Source organism: Synechococcus sp. A18-25c (genome assembly GCF_014280035.1).
Taxonomy (GTDB): Bacteria; Cyanobacteriota; Cyanobacteriia; order PCC-6307; family Cyanobiaceae; genus Synechococcus_C.
On sequence record NZ_CP047957.1, the window covers coordinates 779163 to 791891 of the forward strand.

A 12729-nucleotide genomic window follows, 5' to 3' on the forward strand; every position below is an offset into this window, starting at 1 on the left:
AAGTCATGGAAACCACCGTGTGGACTTTTAGCCTGAGCGTGCCTTTTGAACAGTGGGCAGCGATTTACGACAGTGAGGATGTGACCAAGATGCATGAATCGATTGGTCTCAAATCGCTGTTCCGCGGAGTGAGCAAAGACGACCCCACCAAGGTTTGTGCCGTTCAGCAAGCCCCAGTGGGTGCAGCTCAAAAACTCTTCGAAGACAACAAAGCGATGATTGCCGGAGCTGGGCACATCATCGAGAGCACGGTAATCACGGCGTATTCCCAAAGCTGAGCAGCTGTCGCATCCAAGGACACAGACCAAGGGCTTCGTGGACGGTTTTGCACCACGCGAAGCCTGCCCCAGGGTGGTCAGTTGCGGAGTGGGTTCAGTCTGGAATCACCGTCAGGCTGTAGTGGCCATCTCGCACGAACACATCATTGCCTTGATGGTCGGAGCGTTCGTAGGTCACCCCTTCCTCATGACTTAAGAAGCTGAAATTGAGGTATAGAAAACCGTCCACATAGGTGTGTCCCTCATGCTCATTGACCAGACAGGGGCCTTCGATAGTGCTGGTGCAATCGTTGTGCCAATCAAGGGTGCAATAGGCATCAACGGGTTCGGCAAGACCATCAGCTCGCAGCAGACTTTCAGAGACGGTGACCAGTGCTGCTGCCGCCGCCAAAACCAGAGTTGTGCTGCGCATTATGAGCTCTGCTGTGGTTGATGCCCCCAATTAACCGTCGGCTGGTTCAGTTGTTGACGGAGGTCCTTCCCGACCCTAACCAGAGATTGCTGATCAAGCCTTGTCGGGACGATCCAAATTGGTTTGGATGGAGAGTCGACACCCGGGAGTCCCCGCTGTGATCGGTCTAACCAGGATCTACTGCAATCAGGGGGAGGAATTCCTTCTCGTTCATGTCCCCGCCCAGGATGCAGCGCAAACGGCTGATGAATTGACTGAAGAGGGGTGGGACATTGAGGCTGAAATCCCTTTGTGATGCTGGTGGATGTTTCAAGGGTGGCCTCCATTGGTGCAGGCATTGACGAAAACAATCCCGAGTCAATCGGGTTGGATTGACCCAGCACTGATTCTTGTCGCAAGGGCTTCAGGCCGCCCGTTCATCATCTTTGAGCCAGATGTTCCGGCGGCTGTCGGGCAGCCGAATGACGGAGCGTTCATATCTTGATCGGCAGCTCTGTTTCTTCAGGTGATTTTCCGCGTCCTGCAGCAGTTGCTCAATTCTTTGATCAGTCATGGTTGAGTGTCAAAGGGGGCAAGGCCATTCAGAAGGAGTTGGTGCAGGCGTCAAGGCCCCAATCTGGTCGGCTTCCTTAAGGCTGTTGGTCCAAAAGACTGTGAAATGTCAAGTTTGGAGTGATCACCAGCATGGATCCCCCAAGCGCGGGCGATAAAAGACATCGGGACCTAACTGATTCGCTTGGCAGGCTTCAACAATCACGCGGGTTCGGTCTTCAGCGATGTTGGCCCCATGGCGATTGAGAAGTTCATAGAGGGCCGGAGTGATCAGGCGCTCCTGGAGCAGTTCTTCATTGGTTTGAGCGAGTGCTGGCATGCCCAGCGCCAAGACCAGGGCAGCGATTGAGAGCATGCTGTTTGCCCTTTCACTGCTTGATGCACAGATCTTTCTAAGCAAGTGATCCATGTTCGACCCTTTGAAAACATGGAGCATTCACCCATAAAAAAGGAGCCCCCTCAGGCTCCCAACGCACGAGGCGTCATTCTCTCAACAAGCTCAAACTACTGACGCATGATGCGTCTCAACCGTGGCGTCTGATACCAACTGTTCTGATCATTTCCGTCGCCCATTGGCTCCCGCCGGTTTGTCCTCAATGGGTGTGCAACGCTCTGCAGGATTCAAAGCCTCGGGGGGCATGACGACGTGGTTGGCTGGGCTCGCATGCCTGATATTGCTGGCGCCTGCTGAGGCACGTGCCCAGAAGCGCATTCCGAAGGCAACCGGTCATGATCAGTTCCCCCTCGATGATGTGAACACGTTGGAAACGACCTGTGTGTTGCCGATCCGCTGAGACGTGAAGCTCACCAACGGTGAGGCTTGCCCGAGCGGTTGGATGAACATCAGCGCCGGCTACCGCCTCAAGAAATAAAGACCCCTTGGTAGGAACGGGGTGCTGAGAGTCCAACCTTTAACAACCCCTGTTGGCCTTGTGGTGGATCGAGGTGGGGTGTCTTCTGGTGTTTGGTGAGAAGGAGAATTCTGAACAACATCCCAGCGCCCTTCCCAAAGTGTTTCGTTGTGGAATTCAGACAAGCCCTCCTTGTTTTCGTTTCATGGGCGCCGTGGATGAGAAGACAGTGAGGCCTCCGCTGATGGATGCGAATCAACGCGGGGTGATGTCTTTGTCTATTCAGGTGCTGAATGATCAATGTTGCGCCAAGGGCTTTAGGTGTTATGAGCAAGGTCGTCAGTGTCGGCTTGGCGCAACCCTCCATCTGAATTCCAGTTGCCCATGACGTCCCGCAGCACGATGCAGTCATGTGTTGGCGGCTTCACTGTTGTGGAGTGCGACATTTCAGTAGTTAAAGACCACCTGATTTTGCCCTTGGGTGTAACGCCAGGAACCTTTGCAAACACTCGTTGATGTGGCAGTTTTCTGGTATTCCTATTGCCCAGCTCAACAATGCTCACCGGAGCCGATCTTCTCGCCAAAGTCAAAGAGCTTGGCGATGTTTCCAAGAGCGACATGGCGAAAGCCTGTGGTTATGTGTCGACCAAAAAGGACGGTGGAGAGCGCATCAACTTCACCTCTTTTTACGAAGCCCTGCTGAATGCCAAGGGTGTTGAACTTGGTGGTGGTTCTGCGGGTGTTGGCAAGGGTGGCCGCAAGCTCTCCTACAAAGCTGTCGTGCAAGGCAATGGAAACCTGCTGGTTGGCAAGGCCTACACAGCCATGCTTGACCTTCAGCCTGGGGATGAATTCACCATCAAGCTTTCCAAAAAGAAAGGTGTTTCGCTGATTCCTTCAGGAGCAGAAGACGAGGAAGGCGAGGAGTGATCGTCTGACTGATTTCATTGAACGGGCACACCTCAGCGTGTGCTTTTTTTATTCAGTCTCCCAGCGCACGGGTTTAGAAGCTTTCTTTATGGGGTACCCTTTGCCTACTCAGGCACGTTTGAAGAGGCTGAGGGGGCTGGAAACGCTCAGCGTTGCTTTCTGTGCCTGATGTTGTTGGAAGGCTTGATCACTTCAGAGCAAGCAGACAAAGCTGTTTTCTTTGTCAGTGAGCTCAATGATCAATTGTTCAATTAATACACCGAAGAGTACGGACGAATGCGATCTGATGCCTATGATTTGGCTTGGATATCGGCAACTGTTGCTACCAACGAGTACGACAGTCGCTGCGAGAAAATTCAACAGCCAAAACCAGTTTTTTTGAATCAACGAATGGTTTTATAAAGAACATCAAACTTCTTACTGCTGGCAATCGTTGCCTAGTGCTACCAGAGAGGTTCAACTAGTGATGATCAAAACAGTTTGGGTTGAAGGTTCTTGTGAGACCTCTCGCTTAGCCTTTCATCATTTGCCTGTCTCACCGTTAGCGCAGATCGATTCATTCCTGTCAATAGCGGAGATGTCTCATGGGTAAACGCAGACTTAGTTGGTCGTGGAATTGACCCAAAGCTATGATTGCGATAGAGTGAGCAAGCAAGATGGATTTTTCTTCGCCAAGTTTGCTTGATAAAAATATATTTTCTGACCCATTCGCAAAGCCAGACTTTTTTGCAGATTTACCACCTTTGGGTATCGATGATGGACTGACTAGTCTTGCAAAAGACTATCTTGACGATTATTTCCAGCTGGCTTTTTCTAATCCGGAAAATAACTCGTATTCTACTGATGAATTTGTCACTTTTGAAGGCGAAACAGCACTGTCTGATGGAAAAGATGACATCATTATCGGCACAGGCCGTGGTAATCCGACGGGACCGTTAGTACGCGTCATTGATCCAGTTACAGGTGCTGACAGATTTAAACCCTTTTTTGCATTCGAGCCGAGCTTCCAAGGTGGTGTTCAGGTGTATGGCGCAGACGTCACCGGTGACGGTGAGCCTGACATCATTACTGCTTCAGGACCAGGTCGACCGGGTGAAGTCAAGGTCTGGGAGCTCATCGACGATAGAGCTGTTCTGAACATCGCGTATAACTTCTTCCCGTTTGGAAGAGGTTATACCGGTGGCGTAGAAATCTCAGTGGGATCGATTACAGCTCCCGGAAAAATTGAGATTGCAGCAGCTCAAGGTTTAGGTGGGCTTGTCAGTATCTTCGGAGTTTCATCGACTGCTGCTGACCCTAATTGGCTAGGAAGCGCCTTCAGTGGTGATTCTGACTGGCAATTGAACTTGGTTAGGCCAAGGCCGATTCGACAACTGCGACCTTTTGGATCTTCTTATCTTGGCGGTGTCAGAATCGAGACGGCTGATGTCGGCACTTTGCGTGGAGGAAACGTGTCATCAGTCAATCCTGATGGCATTATGGAGCTCTTCTTGGGAAGCAGCTTCGGCATTCAGGCTCAGGTCAGGGGATACAACGGCACGACAGCTGGACCGACGCTCTTCAATTCATTCAATGCGATTCGTACTGGATATCGCCGGGGCGTATCAGTCGCACGCCTGCCATCGAGCACAACCAATGCAGCGAATCGCATTCTTGTGTCAAGTGGTTTCGATGGTAACTCGCTGGTTGAAATTTATGATGGAAGAAAATCCACACGTGATAAGAGTTTCTTTGCGTACACTGATAGCCGAGCAGAGGTGTTTAGCGCCGCGATTGATGATGATTCAATCTTCAACGTACAGGGTTTGCTCGGGAAACAAGGTGGTGTACAGAATGCACTCTTGCCATCTGGTGAATCGAAATTCACATTCACTCGCCCTTTGGCACAGTCATTAGTGATCTCTCCACCACTGCAGATTTCTATTCTGAGAAATTAAGGCTGAAATCATTTCTGACCAGGATCTTTTCCACGCGTCGAAGGGAGGTCTTGCCACCGATGGACGTCAATGCGGGACGTTCTACTCTCGATCGCTGAGGAGTTGCATATGTCATCTCCTCAGCGATCCTCTGACACCACGTTTAAACCGTTTGGCTGAACTGTTGCCGCATCGCAGCTAGAACGCAGTCACGCTGCAGCTCCCCCTGTGTTGGGAATGGATGAATTGGCTACATCAAGATCTTCAAAGGCTCTTTTCAATGGCGTGTATTGCCGTGGGTAGATGCCGGAGTCAGGACCTGATCCCTATGTGCAATTTCTAGAGAACTGGATTCCCGGAATTGGCGAGTGCACTGAGCTGCACGATAAACTCCACGATCATTTCGGTCTTGATTTCAGCGTCAATAGCGAAGCCCGTCTGCTGGGGTTTCAGCTAGGTCATCACCCCGCAGGAAATTTTTTTCACGTCATGATCTTTGCTGTCATCAGCACACTGCTATACCCAAGCCAATATCGCAATAGTTGGATAGATTTGAAAGATTTTTTTCGCTCCTATATTTTGGGCAAAAATTTTCAGCTCATTTCCTATTGGTTTATCCCAAGGGGAATCCTGGCATGGCAGAAAGCTTGAAAGCTACTATCCGCTGTTCTGGCTGGCTGTGCATGCGCTTGCCTAATTTGAGACTCTTGTTCACTTGCTAGCACTCATGGATACTTCTAGAGGAAGGCTAGTTCAACCAAAAAGGAGCAGTCCTTAGACACGTCACTTTTGATGTGATTTGCGCATTGTCATTGTTTTGTTGAGTGATATATCCTTCGACAACATCGATAGTCCAACGCTCGTAGATTCCTTCTCTATCTCCCTCCCAATAAATTGCGAGCCCTTCATCTTCTATCGTAAATCCGTCATACCATCCCAGATAATTGTTGAAGGTAAAACGACGATTGTTCCAATCAATTGTGAGTCGCGTCCCTAGCTTTGGAAATTCGTCGCTGATGAATGGATCTCTACATAAATAATGCCTAATATCCTGTTTGGATTGAGCCGGTACAGCAGGACAGCATGAGGCCAGTGTTATTAATATAGCAAGAAAATGTTTCATCATTGTCAAAACCGATAAGAAATTTTTCGTTAAACTATCGGCGTGGGTGAACCAGATGCAGGGCATCAATTCCTTCAGTTATGGGTCTGTGAAGGATGGTCTTGATGAATGCTTTTAATTCTTTCTCTCGCGATGCATTCGATCTGAAGGGTTTTGGACAATTTGCTTGCGCTGGGCCTGGATGAAGGGAGCTAGATCGTCGTGGTTAGCCAACATGGGACTGTCTGGTGCCATTGCTGAGCGAGGAGGAAGCGGATCAGATGGCGTCCTGGCTGGTGGGTGCGATCGAGTTCAATCGCGGCAAGGTTTGTTCTGATCGAGGGATGGAGCAGGTCTGGATGATCAGCCGCGAACCGAAGCCCGCTTGTCGTTATCCGATGGTGGTTTTGCTTGAGCCTTGGACGGCGTCTTGGCAGCCAAGGACGCTTCAAGACGCTGGAGCTGTGCATCGCGCAGTGCCGCTGAGATGCTGATTGCGAGGTCAGTCATTGCTTGGTGTTCCCGGCTGCTGCAGGCCATGAGCGCGTGGCAGCGGAAGGTCACCTGCCGATCAAACAACCGACAAACGATAAACAGCTCTTGGCTCGCCACAAGGAGTGGAAATACTTAGGTGAGCAGTTCATGACACCACGTCTCTTCCCGTTGTGCAAAGCATGCTGTCTTGACACCAGATTGGGCTGCAACAGCAAAAGAAAGCTCTCGTATCTGTACAGGTGGCCACTGTGATGGACCACGTGGATCAAGCAGGGTTTTGCATGCTTCGGTTTTGTGGCGGGTTTTTCCGCGCTGGACGCGCCTCTTTGTCCGCTTCATCGCTTTTGGACACGTCGGCCCATTGTTCTGCAACGGTTGTTTCACTACCTCGGCACTGAAAACCGCATCAATCTGCAGAGAATCGACTGGAAGCAGGTCACTACTCAGTGAGGGGTTTTGGTCGTTGGATTCTTCGATGAAGTCTTGTTTATTGAATCCAAATGGAATGGAATGGTCAGTGGTGTGATGATTAAAGCGACTAGAGAGAATGGACAATGTTTCTGAACTGATGAGCCAGACAAGTGTTGGGACAGTGTTCTCAATCCTAATACGGGCTGAGTTAGCCTAAGATTCTTCCAGGTGTATTCAAAGACAGTGTTCAAACGACTTATCCCTGCAGTTGTATTATTCAGTGCAGCCATGGCGAGCCCAATGGCTTCAGCAAGTGTTCCTGAGGTGCAACTTATTGTGCTCTCTCTGGGATCGCAAACACTGCGTCAATGTGAGCGTTCATCGTTAAGGTTCCTGAACGCCAATGGCTTTGAAACAAGCGTCCGGAGAGAGGGCTCTCAATTTGTGAAAATCTTTGGTGAAAAAGCTTTTGATCGCTTCAGTTTGCAGCTTGAGTGCGATCGTTCACTTAACACCAAAGCCTTGGCTTTTTCGCATCCCCGTCGTGCGAGGCAATCATTAGTCGATGCAATTATTGAGGGTTTGCTTGAGTGATGTCTGCAATAGGCTTATGCGCACCTTGCTTTGCCCTGCAATCGCGATTGCACCTCCCATGTAGCTCCATCGTCGCGGGATTGCGTGTCACTGATGGATCGCGAGCGATCGCAGGATGCAAAATTGCCTGACCCATTCTTGGTTCGACGTGTTGTTCTGCCGAGGCAGCAATCGTGGAGATGGCGTCAATCCGATTGGTTTGGTTCTGCGGAGGTACGTCGTGCTCGTGACACAGCCGGTTTCTGAATCATCAACCGATCGGGTCAGAAGGCGCGGGCGAGGGAACCCGCTAAACATCTGCCTCCTGTCGATGCGTCGAGCGTCCAAGTGCATTTCTACGCGATGTGAGAACGATTATCAAATGAGTCTTAATGCCTGATCCAAAACTGAATCTTGTTTGTCATGACGCTGCGTTGGGTCTCTCAGGGCGGAGAGTGATGGTTGAAGGCGTTGCCTTCATGTGTTGAGACGAGACTGGCTGAGAGGTCTGTCTCTCTCCCTCGGCAAAATCGACGGTCGGAGAGGCGCTAGCCCGCGCTTGCCACGATGCAGCGGCAAGCCTTCCTGCAAACAACTGCTAGAAGACGCGCCGGTATCGGCGCTCATCGGCCGCTCGAGCCATGCGGCGGGGTGGCTCTCCAGCGATTTGATCTCGACGCGAGTGAGTGCACGGATTGAACCGTGACCAAGATCACAGGTCGAATTGATGCTGGTCGCCATCTGTGATGTGGATTCCCGAGAAGGTGATGTCACACGGGGGAGACCCCAAACCACACACCTCTCAACCCATGGCTTGCGCTCTTGTCATTGCTTTCACCATCATCGGCATGCTCGCCACGCACTCCGAGCAAGCATCACTCAACCGCATCGAGGACGGTCTGCAGGTCCGAGTGCGTTGAACAGGATCCATCGAAAGTTGACGGCTGCGGCCAACACATTGGTGGCACACAATGCGGCAGAGCAGGGCATCACGCTCACAATGGACGAGATGACGGGTTCTCTCAATCCAATGGATGAAGTCCATGAGGGCCAATCGATGCTGTGGCCATTCGTTGCCGTTACTCTTGGACGCCGCATCGCGGTGAGTGCTGAGAAACAATCAAGTGGACGACGAGCCCAGAGGGTGGTCGCCCTGGCGTGCGTCTGATGCGCCAGTGGCTCTGGTGGCTCGCCCCAGAGCGCTTGTGACGTCGATGCCGCTACCAGTCGCTGACTTCAGCTCACGCAGTATGCCTATGCCAGTTGGCGAAGGCGGCAAGATTAACGCTCGATGCAATTGTTGATCACCCTGTTCACCTTCGACGAGTTCGTTGATCGTTTTGTATTCCAGTGAACCCTTGGTTACCTAAATACATCTACAGGTGTATTTGAGTGAAGCAATCAGGCAGGAGTTGTTCTCGGTTTTTAGCGTCCAGAAAACAGAATTACTTTCAATGACGCGTGTATCAGGCCGACAACAAATTGCCAGGAATGCTCAGCTTGAACAACTGGCAAAGGAAGCGATTGAAGCAACGTATGGTGATCCATCCAAGATTGCTTGCCTCCGGTTTCTTGCGAATCCTGTTCTGCCACCTATTACGTCTCAACCAAGGTGGAGAGGTCGAAAATTGAGTGACTGATTGCGCAGTCTCTTTGGACTTTGGCTCGACTCACCAACATGGCTTGTTATTTGTAATGGAAAGATGTGTGCTTTTTGATCGATGAAACCCTTGAAAAAAATGGCCTTCAGATAGTTCTGTCATTGCTCGTAGTAACGATTGATGCGTGTCCTGCGGTTCTTCGCCACTTCTAACTGAATTAAGACGATTCAACTGCTTCAAGGTGTCAGTCGACCACCACACTCGTGGATGTTCATGCTGACCTCCCTTCTTTGTCGTCAATGCACCCGCTGCCGGCATGCCTCGGCGATCAATTGCACGTCCTGCATCTTCAGAATCATCGGGTTGCTCTGAATTCGAAACGCGCTTTCCGCTGCAGCACAAGCGGAGACCAAGTGAACCCATCGCCTGTGACCACTCTTGTGACATGAAAAATTATCCTGAAACCCGAGATTCTCGTGCTGGGCTTGGTTTTTGACTGACGCCCTCAGCTGGATTTGAACCACCGACCGACTGCTTAGAAGGCAGAAAATTTTTAGTTGTGGATTGGATATTTGATGATGACTGGGCTCTTGGATGTGGAGGGCGCCACCGGTATCCCTCAAAAGTGCCTTTAGTGATCCCATTTTTGTAGGCTGCACCACTTTTAAAAAGACTGACTACCTGAGAGAAAAGTGCTCCTTCTTCGGCATCCAGTTGATCTAACACCATTGTGCAATGTGGGTTGGATCAAGTTCAGCAATCGCTGCTTGCAACAAACCCGCTGTCATGCCTGACTTCTCAAACGGATTTGATGGACTGATCTTGCTTGAATCAACGCCTGCCATCTTGCAAGCGCGATTCAATCATTGAATCTGTTTCGGTGTCATGATTTACGGGCTGCAATGTCCCTAATTGACACCCTAATTTTAGCGAATGCGTTTTATCTACTTTGACTCAGTTGCCCTTATCTATGCCAAGTATTGAAGGCTGATTGAAGGGGTTAGTCAGACTATTGAAGCAATAAAAAACCCCTGTCAATGCAGGGGGTTTGAGTGTGTGGGATTAGTTGTTCAGCACAGGTCAGCATCCGCATCTAGGGTTAGTGTCCATTGTGAAGTGGGTTATTGCACCCGGAGGGCACCCGCATCCATTCGTGGGGTTGGTTACTGGTCCGTTCCCTCCAGCTGTGCCTTCCAGCTCCTCGTCAGAAAGTTCTGATTGAGCCTTCTTCAAGTCGTCTGCAGAAATCTTAAATCCAGCCTCCTTTGCAATCTCGAGAACAGCATCAACATCACCAGCAGCTTGGAGATTCAACTGCAGGCTCGTGTCGACTTTGATCTTCTCTAGAAATGCATTGAGTTGCTCTTCTGACATGGGAGGGCGTGGAGCTGCAGCTTGGTTATAGCAACGGTCGGCAGCGGTGTCAGTTAGCAATAAAACAGCGCGCTAAATGTGGACGATGGTGCCAGGTATTGAAGGCTGATTGATGGGGTTAGTCAGACTATTGAAGCAATAAAAATCTCCTGTCAACGCAGGGGCTTGGAGGGAGTAGGATCCATTACCAGTCACATCAAGTCAAAGTAGGGGCTTAATCTCGGGCATCATCTCAAAACCCAAGTTCGCCAGTGAGCAGCCGCTAGCTGCAGCTTCCAGCTCATCGTCTGATACTTCTCCCGATTGCGATTGCATTGATTGAATATCTTCTGTGGTAATTGCAAAGCCTGCGTCTTTAGCGATTTCAATAACGGCTTCAGGTGAGGCTGCTGCCTTGAGCTTTTTCTGAAGGCTGGTGTCGCCTTTGACCTTTTCTAGAAAGGCTTTGAGCTGTACTAAGGAGATGGGTGTTAGGCTTTATTGCAGTTATAGCAATGGTCCGCTGCAGTGTCTTTAGCTAATACTTAAAGCACTCAATCGTGCCAGGTATTGGATACTGATTGATTGGCATTTGGGTGTGATTAAAGCTAAAGAGTGTCCCTGGGCGGCTGGGGCATTGATAATAGATGATGAGTAGGCTTAGTACTTAGCCGCTTCGAGTTCACTCGGCATAGTCAACAACCAATTACCCGACCCATCAACCGCTAGCTCCGGATCACACCGACACCCCCAGCCGCGGCTTTCAGTTCTTCATCTGAAGGTTCTGATTGAGCCTGCCTCAAGTCGGCAGTAGAGAAACTAAACCCAGCCTCTATTGCAAGATCAAGAACTGCATCTGACTCATCTGCTCGAGAACAGCTGAGTCATACAGCATGTCCCGGCCCCCGCCGGGCAGGAGTGTCTGACAGGATCACATCCCCCAGACGCTCCTTCCAGCTCTTCATTTGAAATGTAATCAGATTGAGTGTTCTTTAAGTCATCAGTAGAAATACTAAACCCCGCTTCTTTCGCAATCGTAAGAACTGCATCGGAATCGGCTGCAGCATTTAGTTTCTCCTGAAGGCTGGTGTCGGCTTTGACCTTCTCCAGGAACGCTTTGAGTTGCTCTTCTGACATGAAAGGGCGTGAAGCTACAGCTAGGTGATAGCAACGGTCGGCAGTGATGTCTGTATCTAATAAAAAAGCCCGCTAAGTGCGGGCGATGGTGCCAGGTATTGGAGACTGATTAAGGGATTAATCAGACTGTTGAAATAGTAAAAAGCCCCTACGGCAGCAGGGGCTTTGGGAGCGTACAATCTCACAAAGGATCGATGATCCCCATGAAGCTGGGCAATCTTACTCACCACACCTCACAAACAAACGATCCAACGTGTTTTCACGGCTCCTCCTTCCGCCAGCTGCACCTTCCAACTCTTTATCTGATACTTCTCCCGCTGTCGATTGCATTGATTGAATATCTTCTGCGGTAATTGAAAAGCCTGCGTCTTTGGCGATTTCAAGAGCAGCTTCTGGGGACGCTGCTGCCTTGAGCTTTGACTGAAGGCTGGTGTCTGCTTTGACCTTTTCTTGGAAGGCTTTGAGCTGCTCTTCTGACATCGGTGATGGAGGTTGTATGTGCTGTTGATAGCAGTATCGGTTATCAGGTTGTGTTCCTGGATGCACAATTAGCCTGATGAGCAGATTTGATCGATATTTAGCGCCAGGTATTGAAGGCTGATTGATGGGGTATGTCAGACGATTGAAGCAATAAAAAACCCCTGTCAATGCAGGGGCTTTGGGTGAGTAAGCTAGCTAAAAATTAAGGAAAGGATTTGCAACACCTGGTATCACAACCCTGGTATCCCTCGGTGTAGCTCGTACCCGAACCGCCCAAGCCTTCCAGCTCTTCTTCAGAAAGCTCTACCTTAGTGTTCTTCAAGTCTTCAGCAGAAATCTTAAAGCCTGCCTCCTTTGCAATCGCCACAACATCATCAGCATCGGAAGCTGCTTTGAGCTTCTCCTTAAGGCTGGTGTCAGCTTTTACTTTTTCGAGGAAGGCTTTGAGTTGCTCTTCTGACATTGGTGACGGAGGGTGTATGTGCTTTTGATAGCAATATTAGTCGTCAGGTGATGTTCCTAAGAGCACAAATGGCTTGAAAAACAATCTTGAGAAATATTCAGTGCCAGGTATTGAAGGCTGATTGAAGGGGTTAGTCAGACGATTGAAGCAATAAAAAACTCCTGTCAATGCAGGG

At 50.0% G+C, this 12729-nt stretch carries 19 protein-coding genes; 8 read left to right on the plus strand and 11 right to left on the minus strand.

Translation table 11 applies throughout. From position 1 onward, the window contains the following. The first annotated feature begins 5 nt into the window (after positions 1–5). A complete protein-coding gene (locus SynA1825c_RS04120) occupies positions 6–278 on the plus strand; it encodes a DUF3764 family protein (RefSeq protein WP_186470397.1) in 273 nt (90 codons plus the stop codon). Positions 279–372: 94 nt separating this feature from the next. Here the strand turns inward: SynA1825c_RS04120 and SynA1825c_RS04125 are convergent, their stop codons facing one another. The 3 genes from SynA1825c_RS04125 to SynA1825c_RS04135 form a co-directional block, all read right to left on the minus strand. Continuing rightward, on the minus strand, positions 373–690 hold the full coding sequence (locus SynA1825c_RS04125; RefSeq protein ID WP_186470398.1) for a hypothetical protein: 318 nt from the start codon (positions 688–690) through the stop codon (positions 373–375). A gap of 403 nt (positions 691–1093) precedes the next feature. Then, on the minus strand, positions 1094–1243 hold the full coding sequence (locus SynA1825c_RS04130) for a hypothetical protein (protein ID WP_186470399.1): 150 nt from the start codon (positions 1241–1243) through the stop codon (positions 1094–1096). Between the two features lie 123 nt (positions 1244–1366). Continuing rightward, entirely contained in the window at positions 1367–1597 is a 231-nt protein-coding gene (locus SynA1825c_RS04135) for a hypothetical protein (RefSeq protein WP_186470400.1), read from the minus strand. A gap of 175 nt (positions 1598–1772) precedes the next feature. Between SynA1825c_RS04135 and SynA1825c_RS13750 the strand changes: the two genes are divergently transcribed. The 4 genes from SynA1825c_RS13750 (at position 1773) to SynA1825c_RS04155 (ending at position 5590) form a co-directional block, all read left to right on the plus strand. Continuing rightward, positions 1773–2036 (plus strand): hypothetical protein, encoded by a 264-nt coding sequence (locus tag SynA1825c_RS13750; RefSeq protein WP_370593779.1) that lies wholly within the window; start codon positions 1773–1775, stop codon positions 2034–2036. A gap of 612 nt (positions 2037–2648) precedes the next feature. Further along, the gene (locus SynA1825c_RS04145; protein WP_186470401.1) at positions 2649–3023 is read left to right on the plus strand and encodes an AbrB family transcriptional regulator; all 375 of its coding nucleotides are present in this window, start codon (positions 2649–2651) and stop codon (positions 3021–3023) included. 656 nt (positions 3024–3679) lie between these two features. Then, the gene (locus SynA1825c_RS04150; protein WP_186470402.1) at positions 3680–4960 is read left to right on the plus strand and encodes a hypothetical protein; all 1281 of its coding nucleotides are present in this window, start codon (positions 3680–3682) and stop codon (positions 4958–4960) included. Between the two features lie 282 nt (positions 4961–5242). Then, positions 5243–5590 carry a hypothetical protein gene (locus SynA1825c_RS04155; protein WP_186470403.1) on the plus strand — a complete coding sequence of 116 codons (348 nt, stop codon included), beginning with the start codon at positions 5243–5245 and terminating at the stop codon, positions 5588–5590. A gap of 97 nt (positions 5591–5687) precedes the next feature. On the opposite strand, the gene SynA1825c_RS04160 is transcribed toward SynA1825c_RS04155, so the two are convergent. Continuing rightward, positions 5688–6128 carry a hypothetical protein gene (locus tag SynA1825c_RS04160; protein WP_186470404.1) on the minus strand — a complete coding sequence of 147 codons (441 nt, stop codon included), beginning with the start codon at positions 6126–6128 and terminating at the stop codon, positions 5688–5690. 161 nt (positions 6129–6289) lie between these two features. On the opposite strand from SynA1825c_RS04160, the gene SynA1825c_RS04165 reads away from it, so the two are divergent. Beyond that, positions 6290–6535: a hypothetical protein gene (locus SynA1825c_RS04165; RefSeq protein WP_186470405.1), complete on the plus strand. Its 246-nt coding sequence runs from the start codon at positions 6290–6292 to the stop codon at positions 6533–6535. A 133-nt stretch (positions 6536–6668) separates the two neighbouring features. Here the strand turns inward: SynA1825c_RS04165 and SynA1825c_RS04170 are convergent, their stop codons facing one another. Further along, positions 6669–7091 carry a hypothetical protein gene (locus SynA1825c_RS04170; protein ID WP_186470406.1) on the minus strand — a complete coding sequence of 141 codons (423 nt, stop codon included), beginning with the start codon at positions 7089–7091 and terminating at the stop codon, positions 6669–6671. Positions 7092–7190: 99 nt separating this feature from the next. Between SynA1825c_RS04170 and SynA1825c_RS04175 the strand changes: the two genes are divergently transcribed. Continuing rightward, positions 7191–7541 carry a hypothetical protein gene (locus SynA1825c_RS04175; RefSeq protein ID WP_222930027.1) on the plus strand — a complete coding sequence of 117 codons (351 nt, stop codon included), beginning with the start codon at positions 7191–7193 and terminating at the stop codon, positions 7539–7541. A 916-nt stretch (positions 7542–8457) separates the two neighbouring features. Continuing rightward, positions 8458–8688 (plus strand): hypothetical protein, encoded by a 231-nt coding sequence (locus SynA1825c_RS04180; protein WP_186470408.1) that lies wholly within the window; start codon positions 8458–8460, stop codon positions 8686–8688. 1513 nt (positions 8689–10201) lie between these two features. Here the strand turns inward: SynA1825c_RS04180 and SynA1825c_RS04185 are convergent. The 6 genes from SynA1825c_RS04185 to SynA1825c_RS04210 all read right to left on the minus strand — a co-directional run bounded on the left by SynA1825c_RS04185 (position 10202) and on the right by SynA1825c_RS04210 (position 12554). Then, the gene (locus SynA1825c_RS04185; RefSeq protein ID WP_186470409.1) at positions 10202–10495 is read right to left on the minus strand and encodes a Nif11-like leader peptide family natural product precursor; all 294 of its coding nucleotides are present in this window, start codon (positions 10493–10495) and stop codon (positions 10202–10204) included. 201 nt (positions 10496–10696) lie between these two features. Next, positions 10697–10960: a Nif11-like leader peptide family natural product precursor gene (locus tag SynA1825c_RS04190; protein WP_186471015.1), complete on the minus strand. Its 264-nt coding sequence runs from the start codon at positions 10958–10960 to the stop codon at positions 10697–10699. A gap of 239 nt (positions 10961–11199) precedes the next feature. Next, positions 11200–11310: a hypothetical protein gene (locus SynA1825c_RS04195; RefSeq protein WP_186471016.1), complete on the minus strand. Its 111-nt coding sequence runs from the start codon at positions 11308–11310 to the stop codon at positions 11200–11202. Positions 11311–11335: 25 nt separating this feature from the next. Further along, positions 11336–11611, minus strand: coding sequence for a Nif11-like leader peptide family natural product precursor (locus SynA1825c_RS04200; protein ID WP_186470410.1), 276 nt, complete (start codon positions 11609–11611; stop codon positions 11336–11338). A 219-nt stretch (positions 11612–11830) separates the two neighbouring features. Beyond that, positions 11831–12091: a Nif11-like leader peptide family natural product precursor gene (locus tag SynA1825c_RS04205; RefSeq protein ID WP_186470411.1), complete on the minus strand. Its 261-nt coding sequence runs from the start codon at positions 12089–12091 to the stop codon at positions 11831–11833. Between the two features lie 202 nt (positions 12092–12293). Continuing rightward, positions 12294–12554 carry a Nif11-like leader peptide family natural product precursor gene (locus tag SynA1825c_RS04210; RefSeq protein WP_186470412.1) on the minus strand — a complete coding sequence of 87 codons (261 nt, stop codon included), beginning with the start codon at positions 12552–12554 and terminating at the stop codon, positions 12294–12296. Positions 12555–12729 lie beyond the last annotated feature (175 nt).